The sequence below is a fragment of the Dethiobacter alkaliphilus AHT 1 genome, assembly GCF_000174415.1.
Classification (GTDB): Bacteria; Bacillota; Dethiobacteria; order Dethiobacterales; family Dethiobacteraceae; genus Dethiobacter; species Dethiobacter alkaliphilus.
Window position 1 is genome coordinate 1 of sequence record NZ_ACJM01000010.1, and the last position, 19,838, is coordinate 19,838.

Here is a 19,838-nt window from a genome sequence, read left to right on the forward strand (position 1 = left end):
ATCGGCGGTGGATTGGTTTCAAGTTAATTATGTGCAGGATATCTGCCAGGGTAATGTTATGGTCAATAACCTGAATATCAACCCGGTCGCCGTTTGATAATGGCGTTTCCCCCGGCACCTTCCGGCCGTTTAGTGTATAATTTACTTCCTTAACAGGAAAAGTGGTGATTTTTTCATTAACAGATATTTCAATGGTTCGAGGCCTGTGTTCCGTCAACGTGGAGACGGTGGGATAAGTGCCGTCATCGGTTATTTCCAGCACATCCCCGTCGGATACATCGCTTTGGGGAACAGCAGGCTTACCGTTTATACGAAGCACACGGGGGCCAAAGGGGATTTGTTTTTCCTTCTGGTTGACCGTCACCTGAATGGAACCACCGGAAAAACTCTCCGTCATGCCCAACTCCTCCAGCACCCAGGACAAGGGCATGGTTTTCAGCACCCGCACTTTATCCCGGTCGCCCAGTTCAGTCTCAGGAGTTAGCCGCTCCTGGCCACGGAAAACAGGGGGCTGCAGCCTGTGCTGCGTGCCGTTGACCGTTACACTAAAGGGTGAGCTCCGAGCCAAAAGTGAAGCTACAGTGGCCCTTGCATCTTCACCTGCTTTAGCGGCAACAAAGGTAATGCGGTCGCCTTCTTCAATCTGAGCCTCCAGGCTTACCGTTTCACCGTTGACCCGGATTTCTGCCATCTCCCCCATGTCTCCGGCAATTACCGTAACCTGTCCGTTTACTTCCACACTTAACCCTTTACCCGGCGGCCCCACCAGTTCCCTGGAGCCAATGCCGGCGGCAAGCAGAGCATCGGAGACACGGCTGCAGCCTAAATCCATGACATCCACAGGCTGCTTGTTAACTTCCACTCGGTAAAATTTCAATGCATCTCCGGAAATGGCGGTATGGGCAATGCCCAGCGGAGTTACCAGTTCCGGGCCCTGATATTTTTTGCTCTTATTCGGTAACAGGCCCAGCATTTCTTTGCCCTTTATAGCTACTCTGGCCGAATCCATAGCTAATTTTTCGGCCAATGCATCGGTGAGTTCCGGGGTAAGGCTTCCACCCCCTACACAAAATACGGCCTGCGGTGCTCCACCGTTATTATTGAGAATTGCCCGGGAAATTTTTTCGACAAGCATTTCCACCGCCGGTTTTGCCACTGAGCGCAGTTCGATAGCGGGTTGCGTCACCTTTTCACCCAGAATGTTTTTATAAGCTACCTGGCCTTTTTTGTTTAGTTTTCTTTTAACATCTTCTGCGGTCATAAAATCCAGCAGCAGCTGCTCGGTTAAAGCCTCTGAAATTTCGTCTCCGGCCACCGGGACCATATCGTAGGCAACAATTGTGCCGTCACGGGTAATGGCAATGTCTGAGGTGCCTGCCCCAATATCCACAAGGGCCACGTTTAGACGGCGCATACTTTCCGGCACCACCATACGTAATGCGGCAATGGGCTCCAGGGTCAGGGACTGTAATTTTAACCCAGCCAGCTCCAGAACACCGCGCAGCGAGTCCACCACCACCCGGGGCAAAAAGGTAGCAATCACTTCACAGGAAACCGTACTGCCGCGCTGCCCCACCGGATTTCCGATGGCGGATCCGTCCAACTCGTAGTGCACCACGCTGTAGCCAACACAATTATACTGCTCGGCAAAACGGGCCCGCCCTGCGGGACCGGAAAGCAGACGCTGCTGCGCCTGATGTACTGCGGCATATTCCAGGCGAAGCACACTTTCCTTTGTTATCCGCTGCGAAGAGAAAAGCGGAATCTGTGAGCTTCCCCGGTATGTACATAACGACCGCCCCGCCGCAGCCACTGCGGCACTATGGATTTTGCACTCCGTTTTTTCTTCCAGGCTGCGGCGCACCTCGCTGACAACCTCAGCCACTTTGGGAATATCATGTATTTGTCCGTCCAGCATGGCTCTGGTCCGGTGCTCCATGGTTTCCGCGGCGCAAACGGTATAGCCGTTTTCAGATTGCTCCAACAGAATACCGGTTACCTTACGCGTACCCACATCAAGAGCCAGTAAATGCTTATGTTCTTTCATCATTTCACCCCGCCTGCCTATTGTCTACATTATTCGACTTGCAGGCAACGTTTTCCTTTTTTGACTAGAGCGTATACTGCTTGTCTGCCACAGCCAGTTCTGTGTTTGCAAAAATTTCCCTGGCTTCCTGCAGCGAGTGCTCCTGATTGCGGTCCGGGTGGTGATGGGTAAGAACCAAACGCTTTACCTCTCCTTCCAGGGCGGCGTTGGCCGCCTGATATGCTGCCAGATGATTCACATGTCCTTTTTGGATATCCTCCCGGAGATAATTTGCTTCGCACAAAAACAAATCAGCGCCTTTAATCCGCTGTGACATTTCCGGAAAATATTCCGTATCTCCGGAATAAACCAGTTTCTTTTCACCTGACTGGATGGTAATAAGATGTGACAAAACAGGATGAGCGCCTTTAGAGAAGGTAATCTCCATATTACCCAGCCTTAAACACGTATCTTCTGTAACCGGGTAGGTAGCGACAAAATCTTTATACGCGAGGCGGTCGTACTCAGATTGAGGATCAGCTGGAGCATAAACCTTAAGTGCAGGACCGGGTTCTTGATATCTCTTTACCATTATGGCATAGCGGATAATCATCATATCACTTACATGGTCGCTGTGTAAGTGGCTGAGGACCACCGCATCCAGGTTCCAGGGCTCAATGTAATAGCGCAGTCGGCTCAACACACCGTTTCCGCAGTCCAGCAAAACTGCAGAGTCACCCTCCTGCACCAAATAACCGGAGCAGCTCTGCCCGGCCCTTGGGTAAGGCCCAAAACAGCCCAAAACAGTTAATTGCAAAGATTTCCCCCCTTTACCTTATTGTCTTTTTTTATCTTACCTCATTTTCAATAAATCCATCTTAACCTGTTATTAAAAGGCACTCTTTTGTATAATTCCCAACTGCAAAAACAATACTAAAACAGCTAATTATACGAGGAGGGAAAGAAATGCATCATTTAACACAGCGGGAACTCATGTATCTGGAGGACTTTCTCAAGGCAGAACAACTGGCTTACAAGTCTATGAGTTTTATGGCGGAGCAGTGCACAGACCAGTCCATCAAGCAGCTTTGCCAGGATTGTGCCCAGTCCCACAAACAAAATTATCAGACCATGGTGAAACATCTTAACCATGGGAATCTACAGTAAGGAGGAAAACCCATGCAAAAGCTGACAGATCAGGATATCGCTCAATGCTTGTTAAAAGATGAGAAATTCAGCTGCAATTTGATTAACAGCTGCATACAGGAAGCAGCGGATAATAATTTGCGTCGTGACTGGCAAAACTGCCTGCAAAATTCCCAGCAAATGCAAAAGCAGGTTTTTGATGCCATGAACCAAAAAGGTTGGTATTCTCCGGCCAAAGCCGACATGCAGCAAATGAGCCAGGCGCAAAACCAGTTTTCCCAAAATCAGATGCAATAAATTTAAAGAAATGAATTATAACGCTTCGCAGATAGCGAAGCTGTTAATGGGAGCAGTACGGAAAAGCGCGCGCTGAGGAAACCGAAAGAGCGCGCTTTTTCTGTTACATTCTTTGTTTTAACATAACTACCAATGATTTTTTCGCAATTTTTTTCCCTGTCGGTTAATACTAAAAAAGCAACAGCGAATTTCAATCAAGGGGGTGTAATCAGAATGGCATTTTATCCTGAGCCCTGGAAAAAAGATTTAAATCAAGACGTTGAAATCGCAGAAGATATGTCCGCCATGGAAGCACTGGACCCACCTTATGAGCCGGAAGGGAACGCCCATACTTCATTATTCCGGCGTTATTGGGAAAAACTCCTCCGTCAAAACAGGTGAAGAAAATGCAAAATGTCTGCATAGCTGTTCATGATAGTATGCTGGCCGCAGCGCTTGCGGTACCCTCACAATTGCAACCGCTCAGCCCGCAGGATACCTTGCAGGCACAACACGAGAGGTACCAGGCCGGGAATAAAAACCTTTACCCCGCCTGGTATCTTTTCGGGTGCAAGGAAAAAAATGTGGAAGGTTTAGTAAGTGCTTACACCCGGCAAGGAGCAAAGGTCTTTCTTTGCCCTGAGAGCAAACTCTCTGTGTTACTGGATATGGATATTGTAGATACTCAGTTTTGCTCCGTGTCCGATGATTTATACAACAAGCTGGCATCCAGAAATATAAAAGTCATCGGGTTTCTTCCTGAAACGTTTTCTTCCAAGGCAGCTCTGGCTCAACTTCTGGCTCAAAATGGCGGCGAAACATTTCTCCCTATCCAAAAAAGCTATCATCGTGACTCACAACCACTGTTACCGCAAAGTTCAGGCACTGCCTGGATTGTTAAAACTCCTTACGGTTCAGCGGGAAAAAACAGCACCGGTGAGCCATATACCGTCTGGGATGATACACTTCTGCGTCAAAAATTGCCGTCGTTAGTGCAGGATTTAAAACACCACCAGCAAATTATCTGCAGCGAATTTATTACCACCTGTGATCCCTATGCCGCCGATGCGGATCATGTGGTTCACAAACTGCATTTTTTGGGGAAAGAGCCGCATGCAGGTGTTGAACCTTACGGCACAACCTGCCAACGATTCATCCATCGCTGTAACTGGCAACTTTTGCAGGCCCGCAAAATTATGCCGCTGCCGGATTTTATCGGTGAACCGGAGATTACAGTGGGTAATATAGAATCGGTGGACAGCTTATCCCATTTTATTAAGACCCTGGACTTTCACAGAGGCCGTATCATGTTATCCGTTGATTTCATGATACCCACCGACGGAAAACCGCGTTATCTGGAAAGCAATAAACTGGCAGCAACCTTTGCCGAACGCTTTGACCCCGGTCTTCCTCCCATAATTGACACATACGGTAATCTTCCACTTTGAAGTCAAAAATGGCCGGCCCTAAAAGGGCCGGCCGGTCTTAGGAAGTGCTGCCTTCCTCGGACTATTTATTTTGGTTCAGCTTCTTCTCCTTCTCCATATCCCGCAGCTCAATCCGGCGGATTTTACCGCTTACAGTCTTGGGCAGGCTTTCGACAAATTCGATTTCGCGCGGATATTTATATGGAGCAGTCAGATTCTTAACAAAGTTTTGCAGTTCCTTAACCAGTTCGGGCGTACCCTCATAGCCGGGGGCCAAAATAACAAAGGCCTTTACAATTTCTCCCCGCACTTCATCGGGGCTGGCAACCACCGCTGATTCAGCAACGGCATCGTGCTCAATTAAGGCACTTTCCACTTCAAATGGGCCGATACGGTAGCCGGAACTTAGGATAAGATCATCTGCCCGACCCACAAACCAGACATAGCCGTCCTCATCACGGATACCACGATCACCGGTTACATACCAGTCACCCCGTACTGTGGCTGCAGTACGCTCCGGCTCATTATAATATTCCTTAAAGAGGCCAACGGGACGCTCAGGCTTAATTCTTACGGCAATGTCACCTTCCTGGCCGGCGGGTACCTCTTTACCGTCCTCATCAATCATAGCCACATAGAAACCGGGTGAAGTTTTACCCATGGAACCCACCTTAACTTCATTACAGGGGAAGTTAGCTACCAATAACACCGTTTCTGTCTGGCCATACCCATCATAAATTGTAGTTCCTGTGGCTTCTTTCCAGACGTTAATAACTTCCGGATTTAGAGGTTCACCGGCGGCCACACAGTGACGCAGGCTCTTAAAATTATATTTACTCAGATCATCCTGAACAAATACCCTGTATGCTGTGGGCGGCCCGCAGAGAGTGGTAATGGGATAGTCGCTCAACATCTCAAGGATGCGTTTTCCGTCAAATTTACCGGTACTGTCATGTGCAAATATCGTCGCTCCGCAGTTCCACGGTCCAAAGAAGCTGCTCCAGGCAGCTTTTGCCCAACCTGTATCAGACAAGTTCCAGTGCACATCATTTTCTGTTAAGTCAAGCCAAAACTTTCCGGTAATACGATGGCCGATACCATAAGATGCATGGGTATGTACTGTCATTTTCGGCATGCCGGTAGTACCGGAGGTAAAGTATAAAATAGCGTTATCGTCCGCTTTAGTCTTAGTGGCTTCAAAGTTCCCGTCGGCACGGCTAATTTCATCATCAAAGGAAAGCCAGCCGTCACGCTTGCCCACCACGATTTTGGTTTTAAGTGTGGGGCAATCTGCGGCAACTGCATCTACCTTAGCCGCCATTTCCTCATCAACGATTATGGCCACCGCACCGGAGGCATCAAAACGGTACTGAATATCTTTGGCAGTTAACTGACCTGTACCGGGAGATACCACAACGCCGGAACGAAGAGAAGCCAACATAGTAACCCAGAATGATGGAATTTTACCCAAAATAGTAATAATCTTATCGCCTTCCTGAATATTGTTGGCACGGAAAACGTTTGCCAGTTTACAGGAAAGCTTAGTTAATTCTGCAAAAGTCAGCTTAGTTTCGTTACCGAAGTCGTCCACTACCCAAAGACCCAATTTATCCGGATCTTTTCCCCAACGGTCAAACTCGTCGGTGGCCCAGTTAAAATATTCCGGAACTTCCAGCTTAAAGTTTTGGTAGGTTTCTTCATAGTTTTTCATATTAGCCATTTTTCGGTCCCTCCTCATTGGTTTTGTCTATTCAGAATCAGGCTCCCCGCTTCCTGATTACTTCCTCACCTCCGAAGTTGTTCTCTTGGGTCAGGAAAGCCTTCAAAACAAATCAGATGCAACCGCGCATAATGTTGAAAATTATCTATGTTTGAAATTCTATAAATTTTCTAAAAATTAAAGCCCAAAAAAATTTTCGCTGCCAGTTTTTATAATATTTTACATGGAAATTATAACATATGGAAAATAAAAAAAGCAATACCGTTTAATATAACTATTCTCGGCTCTCCATAAAAATCCTTCCCTTAGAAAATAAAAGTGATGCATGAAATCATCTATATAACGCAAATTACTAAAAAGGATCTTACAAATGAACTCATTATCGGGAGGTGTATTCATGAGTGATGTTCGCAATCTTGTAGAGGATTCCATCAAGAAGTGTCAAAGCTCTGCGGCAGACTTGCGGTCTGCAGCGGAACAAGCACAAAACAACGCAGCTAAAAACTCATTTGAACAAGCCGCTAAAGAGCTGGAAAACTGTGTGCAAAAATGCCAGACAGCCTTAAATCAATTATATTAAAATAATCCCTGCGGATTACCGCAGGGATTATTATTTTGAGTCTTATAAACGTCTTACTGGTTCCAGGGCTCTGCTCCCACGAAAGTGGTTTTGCCTTGAGCTTCTAATTCATCTAAGCGCCAGGGCCAAATTGCCTGCCAGCCATCTTGCTCACTTTCATCTCCATCATCCTTCAGTACCCAAGTGTACTGCTCGGGAGACAAGCCGTATACTAAGCCGTCCTCGTTAAAGTTAAACAAATGCTGCTTAGTGCCTCCACGGCCGGCTTCTGTGCCCCAGGCGCCAAACGCTCCTGCTTCCCAACCGCGGGAACCGTCAAAAGCCTCGGCTGCATCGAAGTCATGACAATCGGTGCAGGACTGCACATCGTCTCTCAACCGCAGGTTGTCTGGATTTACGCCCACACCATGCGGAGTGTGGCAGTCAAAGCAAACCTGGTCGGCATGGTATCCCACACCCAGGAAACGGGAAAGTCTCATGTCCATATTCTGCTGGTGGCCACGGCGGCCTTTGCCGTCAAGGGAAACGTTCCGGCTGCCGGTTCCCCAGCTGGGGCTAATCTGTACACGGTAATCATCCAGATTTTGACCTACCACAAAACCACGGGCATCGTTGGCATCGGCGGATCTCATGCTTCTGGAGTTACGGTCATGACACTGTTCACAGGTCATCATTCTGTCTTCATAAGCTGTGAAGTTAGCAGGATTAATGATATCTTCTGCGGAACGGGTTTCGTTATGAACACTGCCGGGACCATGGCAGGCTTCACAACCCACGCGTAAATCGGCAACAAAGATATCCTTCAGGTCTTCGCGCTCTCCGGCCATAAAGTCCTCTTTGGCCTCATCCCAGGCATCGGCGTCAAATCCGGTGGTATGGCAGGCAATACAGCGTTCCTGCCAGGAACGGTGTTCACCGTACTTGTTAGGGTTTTCCGTTTCGTTGGGACGTGTCTCGATGAAGAGGAAATTGTAACCGGCACGTTCTTTGTTGCCGGCAAACTCAACGGTTTCATCGGTATTTAGCGTCCAGGAAATCCCGCCGTCTTCGGTGGTGGCCAAAAACGCTTCTCTGGGACCACCATCATAATAAGCAGTATAGCGCTGTTTGTACACTTGTCCCACAACATAAGCAACTTCTTCTACAGGAGTTCTTTCCGCGGCAACATAAAGGGTATTACTGTCAGCTTGGTCCAAAATCATGTACGTGGTAAGGTTATCCCAGTCATTACGGACCCACTCGTAAATGTTTGCTTCATTCTCGGCACCAAAGTACGGCCCCTCTAAAGCCTTTACTGTGTGCCAGCTGTCCTCCCACTCACCATAAATTCCACTGTGACAGCCTTTGCAGGAATCAGATCCCACAAACTCGGCCACTGCAGGAGAAACATCGTCTGCATCGTTGTCATTGTTTGGCTGATTATTGGCATCATTGTTGCCACAGCCGGCTGCAAGTACCAATACCAAGCCGAGTACCAGTACAAGCAAGACTTTTTTCGACATCTTTCTCTTCCCCCTAAAATGTTATCAGCTTGGGGCATGGCTGCTGCCGCGGTTGTGACCAGAGTCACATTAGCATCCAATGCCTTCTCTGTAGATTAAATATACACCCGGGATAAGAAAAAAGCTCTCATTCCTATGTACTATTTGCACAGGACATATGTCCCATTATTCAACCTTTCATCAAAGTTTTGTCAAAGTAAATACTTCACACCTAACGGCCATAATTATTCTACAACCGCTGAAATAGCTTATTTTCGTCAATAAACACAAAAAAAGACGCTCGAAAAGCGTCATTTTTTGTGGTCTGTCATTTTTTCGATCACGCTGCGTCTTGCCATAAAGGCAGCAGCCTGTGATCTGTTAGAAACACCAAGTTTATCGAGAATGCGGCTGACGTGGTTGCGAACCGTCTTTTCACTCAAGAAAAGTTCACGGCCGATTTCTTTATTGGTCTTCCCTTCTCCCACCAAATGCAAAATTTCTTCTTCCCGTTTACTCAGCCCGCTGATTTGCGACGCAGCTTTTTCTCCGCGAATCAGGCTCATAACCTGTTCTGTAATCTCCGGATCAATAAACGACTCTCCCTGCATCACAGCCTTAATAGCCTTAATAACATTGCCACTGGTAATATTTTTAAGGACGTATGCTGAAGCACCGGCAGTAAATGCGGCCTGGACTTCTTCCGGTTCGGCAAAAGATGACAGCATCACAACCTTGATGCCGGGCACGGCGGAAGTGATTAAGCGACAGGTATCCGCGCCGTGAATACCCTGGAGACGGACATCCAGAAGAACCACATCGGGCTTGATAACAGGTACAACCTGCACCGCTTCCTCACCGGAAGCAGCTTCGCCTACTATTTCCAGCTCCTCATATCTGGCAAACAAGCCTTGCAGCCCCAAGCGCACCACTTCGTGGTCATCAACTATAAATATTTTTATTTTTTCCATTATCTCACTTCCTCAATGATGTATGTATTGCAATGCCATTCTGTGAACAACAAATTATAATTATTCTACCATAAATTACGGAAAATTTCCAAAAACGACATAATATTTAAATGTGATATAATATTTAAGACTAAGGGGTGAAGCAATTGCAGATTATCAGCATTCCGGCAGAGGCCACAATTAAATACGGAGCCGCATGGGACGGTTTTTCCGACTCACTGTCCGGCCCCGGATCAATCCATTATAACAATAGTTTAATTTCAGACTCACCGGCCATACGCAGCGCCGTTTTAGACTATACAAAACACACTGTTATGCCGGCCCTGATAGATTGTCATGTCCATCTAAATCTTCCCACCAAAAACAATGATACACCTGTTAACAGGGCAAATAAATTCCTGCAATCAGGGATTGCCGCCGTTCGCGAAGCAGGTTCGCCGCCAGGCACAAAAGCGCCACTCTCTCCCTTAAAGGTAATTAACACCATCCAGGCAATCTACCGGTCCGGCTGCTACGGCTCCAATCTTGGAACTTCTGTAGAGGATGTCTCCGCTGCGCTGCATACCATAGACAGGCTGGCCGATTCCGGCGCCGGCCAGATAAAAATAATAGCTTCGGGAATCTTTAGCTTTACCAACTACGGAGAAACGGGAGCTGTACCTTTTACTACAAACGAGCTGACCCGCATGGTTACCCATGCCAAAGCAGCCGGGTTAAAAGTAATGGCCCATGCCACCGGGGATGAAGCTGTACAACGCTGCCTGGAAGCCGGCGTAGATACAATAGAACACGGATATTTTATATCTGAGGAAACTTTGCATAAAATGGCTGAGAATGATACAGCCTGGATTCCCACCCTCATCCCCGCAGCGATTCATCTGCTTGAGCCAAAGCTGTCAAAGAACTTATCTGCGCACCAGCGTGAAACCCTCAGACGTACCCTGGAGCGCCACCGGCAGCTTGTAGCCAAAGCAGCCGGGCTTAATGTCTGTATCGGAGCAGGCACCGATGCGGGAGCTGTGGGGGTACCTCACGGACCCTCCCTCCTATGGGAAATAACACAGCTAATCAGCTGCGGACTTACAAACGTAGCCGCCTTAAAGAGTGCCACATCACACGCAGCCCGAATCTGTGGCTTTTCAGGATATGGCAAACTGACTCCGGGGCAAAGATCTCCGGTACTGGTCTTAGAGAAAAACCCTTTGAAGCAAATCACCACACTACAGGAGCCGGTTGCGTTGCTGATTCCTTCATAATAACAAGCTACCGGGAGAAAACTAAACGCAAAAAGAAAGCGGGTTTTTCTAAATGAAGCAAATCTGCCGGTACTGTAACGGCCTTGAAGCTCTGGAAATCTGCTGCCCGGCATGTGACGGACAGCTTCAGGACTGCGGCACACTGCAGGAAGCTTTGGGCCCGTATGCACCCTATGAAGAAAACAGCATGGTACACGCCCAGTTTGACTGCGCACATCAGGTTTATTGCCCCAACTGCAACATAGAATACCTCTATTCAGTCCCGGATTGAGCGGGGCTGTTTTCTTTTCGGTGGAATATGGCATATAGCAGCGGCACAATGACCAGGGTCAACATGGTGGAACTTAAGAGTCCCCCAATAACGGTCCTGGCCAGCGGGGCCTGCAGCTCGGCGCCGTCCCCCAAACTGGCCGCCAGAGGTAAAAGCCCCAGAATGGTTGTAAAAGCCGTCATCAATACCGGCCGTGTGCGTTGGTGAACCGCTTCTGTAACGGCTTCAGACATTGATGCTCCCTGCCGTCTTTTTCTTTGCATAAAATCCACCAGAACAATGCCGTTATTGACCACAATACCGCCCAATACAATCAGACCAATATAAGCGGTAATACCAAAGGAGGTGTTGGTTAAAAGCAGTGCCGCCACCACACCGATTACCGCCAGCGGGGCCGTAAACAAAATTACCAGAGGTGCTTTTAATGATTCAAACTGGGCTGCCATAACCAGATAGATTAACGCCAGAGACAGAATAAACGCTGTTTGCAGGGAAGCAAACCCTTCCTGCATCAACTGTGCCGTTCCCGCCGCCTGCACCTCATAACCTTCAGCCAAATCCAGTTCATCTGCCCGCTTTAGGGCATCTGCCAGAACAGAACCAATGTCCCTGTTTTCCACCTGCCCCGAAACGTCCACAGTAAGCTTTTGTTCTTCGCGAATAATGGCCGCAGGCCCAAAGCCTTCCTCTACAGCGGCAATTTCCTGCAAGGGAATCAGGCCATTTTGGGCCTGCAGAGGTATCTGACGGATAGCTTCTATTCCATCGGTATCTTCCCTTTGTAATCTGACCCGAACATTTAGCAAATCTTGTGTGCCGGGAATCCGACCAACAATCCGGCCCTGAATGGCAGCTCTTACTTCATCGCCTACATATTGGGGCACAAGCCCACTCCTTAAAGCAGCACCGTTATCCAGAACAACCCTAATCTCCGGCAGCCTGTCGTCTGCAGCACTCTCTGTTCCGGTCAGACCTTTTACATCGGCCAGCGAATCAACCAATTCCGCTGCATAAGAGCGCAGTTGAGCAAATTCAGGTCCGGTTAGAGTTAGTTGCAACAAATTAGCGCTGCTGCCCGGCGCAAAAAAGAGGGACGAGTGAAGGTTAAAGGCCAACTCTTCGTCATCGTTTTTCTGCTTCATGAACTTCTCACGCACATCATGCATTACAGCCAAGGTAGGAGGGGCATCTTCCTTAAGTGCCACTATCAATTGCCCTGAATTTTCCCGCGTACCCTGCAGTGCGGACCTGGCCCGGGAAAAACCTGCACCTCCGCCCACCAGAGCCGTAACCTGCCTGACTTCCGGCATGGCCAACAATTGCGCCTCAAACTCCCGAACCCGCTCTGCTGTTTGGTCTAGGGGTGTTTCCACCGGCAGCTGCAAATCCACCGTAAAAACCTGTTCATCCACAGCAGGCAAAAACTCAGTACCGATGCGGGATATCCCCAGGGTGGAAAGAGCCAACAGGAGAACAACCATTCCCAGCACCAGCCATTTATGCCGCAGGGAATAGTGCAGCAGACGACCAAAAAAAGACTCCCGCTTCTTAAAGCGCCTGCCCCCCTCGCCTGCAGAAAACTTACGCAACCATCTGGACGCCAACATGGGAATAACGGTCAGAGACACCACCAAAGAACTAAGCAAAGCAAAAGTTACGGTTAGCGCCAGTTCCTGAAACAAAGTCCCTGTCAATCCTCCCACAAAGATTACCGGCAAAAATACTACAATTGTAGTCAAAGTAGCTGCAGTAATAGCACCGGCCACTTCTCCGCTGCCGTCCCGGGCCGCTTCCGCCGGCCCTTTGTCTTCCTGCAAATGACGGTAAATATTTTCTATAACCACAATGGAATTGTCCACAAACATGCCAACGCCCAATGCCAGCCCACCCAGCGTCATGATATTTAGGCTCATGCCGCCGGCAAACATTAAAATGAAGGTGGCTATTATTGAAAAAGGAATGGCCACAGCAATAATCAAGGTACTAAGCAAGCTTCCCAAAAAGGCCAGCAGAACCGCCATGGCAAAAAAACCCCCGGCTATCAGACTGACTGCGCTGGACTGCAGCGATTCCTCAATAAAAAGGCCCTGATCCAGAGCCACCGCCAAATCCATGCCGCCATCCTCTTCCCTGATATCCTCCAACTCCTGCCGCACAGCCCGGGCAACCGCCGCAGTATTTCCTGTCCCGTCTTTTTGAATCTGTATTCCCACCGCCGGATTGGCATTTAAACGGGTTACAGACCCCCCTTCAACAAGCGTCTCTTCAACACGGCCTAACTGCTCCAGTTCAACCGGTTCACCAAGCCCCGCTTCGGAGGGCACAAAACTTACCGGCAGCTGCCGCAGCTGGTCAATATTGTTAAAGGCTGCCGGCAGACGAAGGTGTTTTCTGGCACCGCTGTCGGTAACCACCCCCAATGGCAGGGCCGTTGAACTTCCGGCTACCATTCCGGCAATCCTTGATACACCCAGCTGGTGGGCATACAATTGGTCAATGTCCAACTCTACCCGCACCTCACGGGAGATGCCGCCCACAATCCGCACTTCCGCCACACCGGGAACCGCTTCCAGACGCGGCTTAACATTTTGGGCCACATGTTCTGAGATATCCTCAATGGAGGTTTGGTCACCGGCGGTGGCAAAAACCTGCAAGAGCGGCATCTGGGTGGGATCAAAGCGGATAATCTGTGGCCGCCCCGCGTCTTCCGGCAAAGGTAACATATCCAGCTTCTCTGCCAGTTCCGTCCTAACCTCAGACAACTCCACATCCCAGTCAAACTGCAGGATTACAACAGAATTTCCTTCCCGGGAAATTGAGCGCAGGGTTTCAATTCCTGAGACGGTGGCCGCCACCCCTTCCAGCGGTTCGGTAATCAGGGTCAGCACTTCTTCGGCCGTAGCTCCCGGCAGCTCTGTAATCACTGTCATCACAGGTGGATTTATTTTAGGCAGTATGTCCAGTTGCAGGTTTGCCAGTGATACTGCACCCAGCATCATTACTGCCAGCATTAAAGTCAAAGTTGCCACAGGCCGGTTAATGGCCCAACGGGATAAAAACACGCAGTTTGGCCTCCACTACAGTTTATGGAAATTAAGAAAGGCACGCTTATTCAGTTCCCTTAACGCGTGCTTTTCGATACCGGGTTCCTTAGCAGCTTCGCAAACTGCGAAGCGTTATAATTTCCGGTATAAAAAAGACACCGACAAAATGCCGGTGCCTTTATGGTTCCCCATCTGAGGCAAACTTTACGCGCCTTTGCTTTTCTTTTTCTTGCGCAGAAATTCTTCATAAATATACATTAATTCTTTGTCAAACAGCGTCCTTTTCAGATCCACTGCAGCGGAACGCACCATGGACAGCATCTCGCTGGCTTCCGCATCGGTAAGCATAATACCGTACTCCTGAAACTTTAGCACAATGGAGCGACTGCCGGAGTGTTTACCCAAAATAATCTGGCGCTCCAGACCAACCTCTTCCGGATGGAATACTTCATAAGTGGCGGGATGTTTAATTACTCCGTCGGCATGAATCCCGGATTCATGGGCAAACATATTGCTGCCTACGATGGGCTTGCATACCGGCAGTGAACGGCCGGAGGCCAGCGCCACATATTCGGACAGCTCACGCAGTTCCCGCGGCTTTACATTGACATCAATGTTATATAAATACTTAAGAGCCATGGCCACTTCCGCCAGCACCGCGTTACCGGCCCTCTCACCCAAGCCGTTTACGGTAACACCAATCATGGTGGCTCCCGCTTTTACGCCGGCCAGGGAGTTGGCTGTGGCCATTCCGAAATCATTATGGGTGTGCATTTCCACATCCATGCCCGTTTCCCTGATTACCTGAGCAATGATATCAAAGGTCCTAAAGGGCTCAAGAATCCCCACCGTATCGCAGAAACGGACACGGTCAGCTCCACATTCCTTGGCGCGCAGAGCAAACTGAATCATAAACTCCAGGTCGCTTCTGGAAGCATCTTCAGCGTTCACCGAAACATACTTATCATGCTTTTTAGCAAACTCCACCGCTTTGGACATGTTATCCAGAACCCATTCCCGGGAAGTCTGCAATTTATGAGTAATATGGATATCGGATGTGGAGATGGAAATAGCCAAAGCATCCACGCCGCAGTCCAGCGATTCCTGAATATCGGCAATGTTGGCCCGGTTCCAGGCCATAATGCTGGCATCCAAGTCCAAATCAACAATACCGCGGATGGCATCCTTCTCATCGCCTCCCATTACCGGAATACCCACTTCCAATTGGTGTACTCCCAATGAGTCCAGCATCTGAGCAATACGAATTTTTTCTTTGTTTGAAAATACAACACCGGCGGTTTGCTCTCCGTCACGCAGGGTGGTGTCCACCAGCATAACTTGCTTGTCTTTTAGCCCATCATAAAACCTTTTCATTCTAGCCCTCCTCCTCATAATCAGGTTAAAAAGAACTCTGCCATAAAGGTAGAGTTCAAAAATCTTCTTTTTATTCCAAGGCAGCTTTTTTCTTTTTCTCGTTCTATAATTTTACACCAGAAACAGGAAATATGTCAACCAGTCCGACCTAACGGATCTGGCCGTCTCCATTGATAATGAACTTGGTGGAAGTTAATGCGGTAAGACCCATGGGTCCTCTGGCATGCAGCTTTTGTGTGGAAATACCCATCTCCGCACCCAAGCCAAATTCTCCGCCGTCGGTAAAACGGGTAGATGCATTTACATAAACGGCAGCCGCATCCACATGTGACTGAAATACCCGGGCATTATGGTACTCAGAAGTTACTATAGCTTCCGAATGCTTTGACCCATATTTATTGATATGCAAAATGGCCTCATCCAATGAGTCCACCACCCTAATTGCCAAAACCATATCCAGGTACTCGGTGTACCAGTCCTCTTCTGTGGCCGCCACCACGTTATCCGCAGAGCGCTGCGTTTTTTCACAACCCCGCACTTCCACTCCCGCAACAGTCAGCCTTTCCACCATACCGGGCAGAAAATCTTCCGCCACATCCTGATGCACCAACAGAGTTTCCATGGCGTTGCATACACCGGGACGATGGGTCTTGGCGTTAAAAGCTATCTCTTCTGCCATCTGCAAATCAGCACTCCGGTCCACAAAGGTATGACAGTTGCCTGTACCTGTCTCAATAACCGGTACACTGGCATTTTCCACCACAGATTTGATAAGCGAAGCTCCACCGCGGGGGATCAGCACATCCAGATAAGTATTAAGACGCATCATTTCCATAACCGCACTGCGGTCTGTTTCTTCCACCAGTGTAATGGTTCCTGCCGGCAGGCCCACAGCAGCTACTGCCTGTCGCAGCACTTTAACCAGCGCTTTATTGGAATTAATGGCTTCAGAACTACCCCGCAACAATACAGCATTGCCGGCTTTAAGAGCCAGTCCCGAAGCATCTGCCGTTACATTGGGTCTGGCCTCATAAATAATACCCACCACACCCAAAGGCACCCGTACCCGGCCAACCTGCAGCCCGTTTGGACGCGTCTGCATACCCATCACTTCACCAATGGGGTCCGGAAGCCCCACCAATTCGCGCAAACCTTCCACCATACCCAGAACCCGGTCACCGGTGAGCTTAAGGCGATCGTAAAACGCCTTATTATACCCTTCCTTCTTGGTTAGGTTGTCTAAATCAATGGCATTTGCTGCCAGGATTTCTTCCTGGTTGTTCTGTAAGGCCTCAGCCATAGACAGCAGTGCATCATTTTTTTGCTTAGTGGAAGCGGTGGCCAGCATCACCGACGCCTCTTTGGCCTCCGCCGCTTTCTTAATTACTTCGCTCATACAAACCTCCCTTTCCCGGCCCGCTTTTAGGAATTAACAACCATATTATTTCTGTGTACCGCCTCACTGCAGGTTCTCTGCAGCACCTCAGCAGCTTTTTCCGTCCGCAGCCCCTTAATCCTTTGCAATTCACCGGAGTTGTAATTAACCAGTCCCCGTGCAAATTCGTTACCGCAATGGTCCTCAATGGCCACCATTTCTCCCTGCTCAAAATCCCCCATTACCTCCAGGATCCCACTGGGGAGCAAACTCTTGCCGTATTCCAATAGCGCCTTTTTCGCCCCACTATCCACAATCAGGCGACCGTGTGCCGTCTGCCCATATGCAATCCAGCGTTTACGGCTCTCCAGGCATTTGTCCCGGGCACAAAACAGCGTCCCCACATCTTCCCCGTCCAGAATCCGCGGCAAGACATCTGCCTCAGAGCCGTTGGCAATAACCATGGGGATGCCGGACTTTGCCGCCATCTCCCCGGCCATCAGCTTGGTAACCATACCACCGGTGGCCAGTGACTCACATGTCTCCCCGGCCAACTGGCGTATTTCCGGAGTAATTTGCTCCACCACACTTAAACGCTGTGCATTATCATCCAGCTTGGGATTTGCCGAGTACAAACCACCGGTATCGGTTAACAGCACCAGCAGGTCCGCACCAATAATACTGGCCACCAGCGCCGACAAACTGTCATTATCCCCAAACTCAATCTCTTCCACAGCCACCGTGTCATTTTCATTAATTACAGGCACCACGCCAAACTTCAGCAAGGCCAGCAAAGCGTTGCGCGAGTTCAGATAACGCTTGCGGTCATTAAAATCATCCCGCGTCAGAAGCACCTGAGCCACCACAAGCCCATATTCGGCAAACAGCTTCTCATACATCTGAATTAAAAGGCCTTGCCCCACAGCGGCCACAGCCTGCTTTTCCGGAATACTCTGCGGCTTTTGCTCCAACCCCAGCTTGCCGATTCCCGCACCCACAGCGCCGGAGGAGACCAGCACCACATGCCGGCCCTGGTTGGCCAAATCGGCCAACTCCCGCACCAGCTTTTCCATATAACGCAGATTAAGCTTGCCCGTGGCATGGGTCAAGGTACGGGTTCCCACCTTCACCACCACGGTCTGCGCTTTCTTTAAACTCTCCCGCTGGTCCATTTACTTTCCCAGCTCCTTCGACTTTTGGGCCGCAGCGCTGACAGCTTTCTGCACCGCAGCGGGGAAGCCGTTATCTTCCAGGGTAAACAAAGCTTGCGCGGTGGTCCCGCCGGGAGAGGTAACCATCTCCCGCAGAACAGCCGGATGCTCACCCGTCTCCATCACCATTCTGGCCGCACCTAAAACGGTCTGTGCCGCCAATTCCAAAGCCATGGCCCTGGGCAGCCCGTTTAGCACTCCACCATCAGCCAAAGCTTCAATCATTAAGTACACATATGCAGGACCGCTGCCGCTCACACCGGTGACGGCATCCATCAACTTCTCCGGCACAGTCCGGACAATACCCAAAGTCTCCAACCAGGAGACCACCATATGTAAATCATCATCACTTACATACTTACCACCGCTGGCCGCCATGGCTCCTTCACCCACCAAACACGGTGTATTAGGCATCACCCGGATAACGCCCACTTCCCGGTCGAAGCGCTTCTCAATATCATGAATGGAAACGCCGGCCGCCACAGACACCACAACCTGTCCGTCCTTCATCACCGGCGCAATCTCTTTTAATAATGTCTTCATATCCTGAGGCTTCACCGCTACAAAAATCACTCTGGCTGCCTCAGCCACACTGCGGACATCAGGCATGGCTTTTAAGCCGTGTTTTTCTGCCGCTTCCCTAAGCTTTGTCTCCAATGTATCGGAAGCCACAATCCGTTCCGGCTCCACGCCACCCGCCAGCAATCCCTCAAGCAGCGCACCACCCATGGCTCCCAGTCCAATAAATCCAATCTTGTCCTGCATTTGCCTCACCTCCGGCATTCCTCTTAAATAGATATATTATCTATTCTATTATACCCCCTACCCTTTTTCAAGAAAAAAGCTACGCCCTGTAAATCCATACTCGAAAAGCCTGCATTTTTTGCCAGATCTGCCATAGAGAAATGTTTGACAAACCGCTTTAGATAAGCTACAATAGACTATGCAGCGCAGGGGAGTAGCTCAATTGGTAGAGTAGTGGACTCCAAATCCATTGGTTGCGGGTTCAAGTCCTGTCTCCCCTGCCAATTACAAAAATCAGTGAATCACCGTTTTATCTATGTGATAAGACGGTGATTTTTTTTATGGAATAAATATCCGGCGATATACTATGGTTATAGGGGAATAGGGAGTGGAGAGCAGAATTTTTCTAATTTTTAGATAATTTAATTATTAAGGGTCCCAATGCCTTGACAGTGGGCTACAGGCATCCTAAGATAAAGTTAAGAAGAGTTTGTGAATATCGTCACCTTTTAAGGTTCTAGGCTGTTTTGGTGGTTCGTATAGATTTACTAAATGGAGGTGAAAATTGTGAAAGTCGAGGAGATTAACACTGACAGGGACCGGTTGTTTGACGACCAGGAAATCATTATTGTATCAGGCAATGCAGATAGTGTTCATCGTGTCAAAAGCTACATTGTTAACGGCGGAGCATACGATGGGCTATTATATCATAAATTCTACTATATCAGCGGCAATCCTGTAACAAATTACGGGGATGATGAATACAGGCAGCTATCCAGGTATATTAACATCTGTGATGAAGATGCGGAAATATTTTTTGTAGAACCCACCGGAGTAATCATCAACGTCAACAAAGCTTGGAGATTGGCAAGTTGTGTAAGATAACAAAAAGGGAAGCGAAATCGCTTCCCTTTTTGCTTTAGCGGCGTATTCAGT

18 protein-coding genes and 1 tRNA gene are annotated in these 19,838 nt (G+C 49.0%); 9 read left to right on the plus strand and 10 right to left on the minus strand.

What is annotated here, in order from left to right:
* Both DEALDRAFT_RS09930 and DEALDRAFT_RS09935 read right to left on the minus strand, forming a co-directional pair.
* The coding region (locus DEALDRAFT_RS09930; protein WP_008517122.1) for a cell division FtsA domain-containing protein at positions 1-2,050 on the minus strand (2,050 nt) is incomplete at its 3' end.
* 61 nt (positions 2,051-2,111) lie between these two features.
* Complete coding sequence (locus tag DEALDRAFT_RS09935) at positions 2,112-2,843, minus strand: MBL fold metallo-hydrolase (protein WP_008517124.1); 732 nt, start codon at positions 2,841-2,843, stop codon at positions 2,112-2,114.
* Between the two features lie 149 nt (positions 2,844-2,992).
* Here DEALDRAFT_RS09935 and DEALDRAFT_RS09940 point away from each other — a divergent pair, with 149 nt between their 5' ends.
* From DEALDRAFT_RS09940 to DEALDRAFT_RS09950, 4 genes are all read left to right on the plus strand, one after another.
* The gene (locus tag DEALDRAFT_RS09940) at positions 2,993-3,193 is read left to right on the plus strand and encodes a hypothetical protein (RefSeq protein WP_008517126.1); all 201 of its coding nucleotides are present in this window, start codon (positions 2,993-2,995) and stop codon (positions 3,191-3,193) included.
* A 12-nt stretch (positions 3,194-3,205) separates the two neighbouring features.
* Positions 3,206-3,469 carry a spore coat protein gene (locus tag DEALDRAFT_RS09945; protein WP_008517128.1) on the plus strand — a complete coding sequence of 88 codons (264 nt, stop codon included), beginning with the start codon at positions 3,206-3,208 and terminating at the stop codon, positions 3,467-3,469.
* 213 nt (positions 3,470-3,682) lie between these two features.
* Positions 3,683-3,850, plus strand: a complete 168-nt coding sequence (locus DEALDRAFT_RS16915; protein WP_008517130.1) for a hypothetical protein — start codon at positions 3,683-3,685, stop codon at positions 3,848-3,850.
* Between the two features lie 5 nt (positions 3,851-3,855).
* The gene (locus DEALDRAFT_RS09950) at positions 3,856-4,896 is read left to right on the plus strand and encodes a hypothetical protein (protein WP_008517132.1); all 1,041 of its coding nucleotides are present in this window, start codon (positions 3,856-3,858) and stop codon (positions 4,894-4,896) included.
* 61 nt (positions 4,897-4,957) lie between these two features.
* Here DEALDRAFT_RS09950 and DEALDRAFT_RS09955 read toward each other — a convergent pair whose 3' ends face one another.
* The gene (locus DEALDRAFT_RS09955) at positions 4,958-6,595 is read right to left on the minus strand and encodes an AMP-binding protein (protein WP_008517134.1); all 1,638 of its coding nucleotides are present in this window, start codon (positions 6,593-6,595) and stop codon (positions 4,958-4,960) included.
* A 397-nt stretch (positions 6,596-6,992) separates the two neighbouring features.
* On the opposite strand from DEALDRAFT_RS09955, the gene DEALDRAFT_RS09960 reads away from it, so the two are divergent.
* Positions 6,993-7,175 carry a DUF1657 domain-containing protein gene (locus DEALDRAFT_RS09960; protein ID WP_008517136.1) on the plus strand — a complete coding sequence of 61 codons (183 nt, stop codon included), beginning with the start codon at positions 6,993-6,995 and terminating at the stop codon, positions 7,173-7,175.
* Positions 7,176-7,228: 53 nt separating this feature from the next.
* On the opposite strand, the gene DEALDRAFT_RS09965 is transcribed toward DEALDRAFT_RS09960, so the two are convergent.
* Positions 7,229-8,677: a multiheme c-type cytochrome gene (locus DEALDRAFT_RS09965; RefSeq protein WP_008517138.1), complete on the minus strand. Its 1,449-nt coding sequence runs from the start codon at positions 8,675-8,677 to the stop codon at positions 7,229-7,231.
* 290 nt (positions 8,678-8,967) lie between these two features.
* Positions 8,968-9,627 carry a response regulator gene (locus DEALDRAFT_RS09970; protein ID WP_008517147.1) on the minus strand — a complete coding sequence of 220 codons (660 nt, stop codon included), beginning with the start codon at positions 9,625-9,627 and terminating at the stop codon, positions 8,968-8,970.
* A gap of 146 nt (positions 9,628-9,773) precedes the next feature.
* Here DEALDRAFT_RS09970 and DEALDRAFT_RS16085 point away from each other — a divergent pair, with 146 nt between their 5' ends.
* Positions 9,774-10,883 carry an amidohydrolase family protein gene (locus tag DEALDRAFT_RS16085; protein WP_008517149.1) on the plus strand — a complete coding sequence of 370 codons (1,110 nt, stop codon included), beginning with the start codon at positions 9,774-9,776 and terminating at the stop codon, positions 10,881-10,883.
* A gap of 52 nt (positions 10,884-10,935) precedes the next feature.
* Positions 10,936-11,154: a hypothetical protein gene (locus DEALDRAFT_RS09980; RefSeq protein WP_040378881.1), complete on the plus strand. Its 219-nt coding sequence runs from the start codon at positions 10,936-10,938 to the stop codon at positions 11,152-11,154.
* Here DEALDRAFT_RS09980 and DEALDRAFT_RS09985 read toward each other — a convergent pair.
* The 5 genes from DEALDRAFT_RS09985 to proC form a co-directional block, all read right to left on the minus strand.
* Complete coding sequence (locus tag DEALDRAFT_RS09985) at positions 11,136-14,216, minus strand: efflux RND transporter permease subunit (RefSeq protein WP_008517150.1); 3,081 nt, start codon at positions 14,214-14,216, stop codon at positions 11,136-11,138. The two genes, DEALDRAFT_RS09980 and DEALDRAFT_RS09985, sit on opposite strands and share 19 nt — an antisense overlap.
* Before the next feature lie 186 nt (positions 14,217-14,402).
* A complete protein-coding gene (gene nifV / locus DEALDRAFT_RS09990; protein WP_008517152.1) occupies positions 14,403-15,572 on the minus strand; it encodes a homocitrate synthase in 1,170 nt (389 codons plus the stop codon).
* Between the two features lie 148 nt (positions 15,573-15,720).
* The gene (locus DEALDRAFT_RS09995) at positions 15,721-16,968 is read right to left on the minus strand and encodes a glutamate-5-semialdehyde dehydrogenase (protein ID WP_008517154.1); all 1,248 of its coding nucleotides are present in this window, start codon (positions 16,966-16,968) and stop codon (positions 15,721-15,723) included.
* Between the two features lie 26 nt (positions 16,969-16,994).
* Positions 16,995-18,119 (minus strand): glutamate 5-kinase, encoded by a 1,125-nt coding sequence (gene proB, locus DEALDRAFT_RS10000; protein ID WP_008517156.1) that lies wholly within the window; start codon positions 18,117-18,119, stop codon positions 16,995-16,997.
* On the minus strand, positions 18,120-18,923 hold the full coding sequence (gene proC / locus DEALDRAFT_RS10005) for a pyrroline-5-carboxylate reductase (RefSeq protein WP_008517158.1): 804 nt from the start codon (positions 18,921-18,923) through the stop codon (positions 18,120-18,122). It lies immediately after the preceding gene.
* Between the two features lie 187 nt (positions 18,924-19,110).
* On the opposite strand from proC, the gene DEALDRAFT_RS10010 reads away from it, so the two are divergent.
* Together DEALDRAFT_RS10010 and DEALDRAFT_RS10015 are read left to right on the plus strand one after the other, a co-directional pair.
* A tRNA-Trp gene (locus DEALDRAFT_RS10010) sits at positions 19,111-19,186 on the plus strand.
* Between the two features lie 283 nt (positions 19,187-19,469).
* Complete coding sequence (locus DEALDRAFT_RS10015) at positions 19,470-19,787, plus strand: hypothetical protein (protein ID WP_008517159.1); 318 nt, start codon at positions 19,470-19,472, stop codon at positions 19,785-19,787.
* Positions 19,788-19,838: the final 51 nt, after the last annotated feature.

Coding starts and splice junctions, on each gene's coding strand:
- DEALDRAFT_RS09950 (WP_008517132.1), top strand. CDS start 3,856: ATGCAAAATGTCTGCATAGCTGTTCATGATAGTATGCTGGCCGCAGCG.
- DEALDRAFT_RS09945 (WP_008517128.1), top strand. CDS start 3,206: ATGCAAAAGCTGACAGATCAGGATATCGCTCAATGCTTGTTAAAAGAT.
- DEALDRAFT_RS09995 (WP_008517154.1), bottom strand. CDS start 16,968: ATGAGCGAAGTAATTAAGAAAGCGGCGGAGGCCAAAGAGGCGTCGGTG.
- DEALDRAFT_RS09965 (WP_008517138.1), bottom strand. CDS start 8,677: ATGTCGAAAAAAGTCTTGCTTGTACTGGTACTCGGCTTGGTATTGGTA.
- DEALDRAFT_RS09955 (WP_008517134.1), bottom strand. CDS start 6,595: ATGGCTAATATGAAAAACTATGAAGAAACCTACCAAAACTTTAAGCTG.
- DEALDRAFT_RS09980 (WP_040378881.1), top strand. CDS start 10,936: ATGAAGCAAATCTGCCGGTACTGTAACGGCCTTGAAGCTCTGGAAATC.
- DEALDRAFT_RS09970 (WP_008517147.1), bottom strand. CDS start 9,627: ATGGAAAAAATAAAAATATTTATAGTTGATGACCACGAAGTGGTGCGC.
- proB (WP_008517156.1), bottom strand. CDS start 18,119: ATGGACCAGCGGGAGAGTTTAAAGAAAGCGCAGACCGTGGTGGTGAAG.
- DEALDRAFT_RS09960 (WP_008517136.1), top strand. CDS start 6,993: ATGAGTGATGTTCGCAATCTTGTAGAGGATTCCATCAAGAAGTGTCAA.
- proC (WP_008517158.1), bottom strand. CDS start 18,923: ATGCAGGACAAGATTGGATTTATTGGACTGGGAGCCATGGGTGGTGCG.
- nifV (WP_008517152.1), bottom strand. CDS start 15,572: ATGAAAAGGTTTTATGATGGGCTAAAAGACAAGCAAGTTATGCTGGTG.
- DEALDRAFT_RS09940 (WP_008517126.1), top strand. CDS start 2,993: ATGCATCATTTAACACAGCGGGAACTCATGTATCTGGAGGACTTTCTC.
- DEALDRAFT_RS16915 (WP_008517130.1), top strand. CDS start 3,683: ATGGCATTTTATCCTGAGCCCTGGAAAAAAGATTTAAATCAAGACGTT.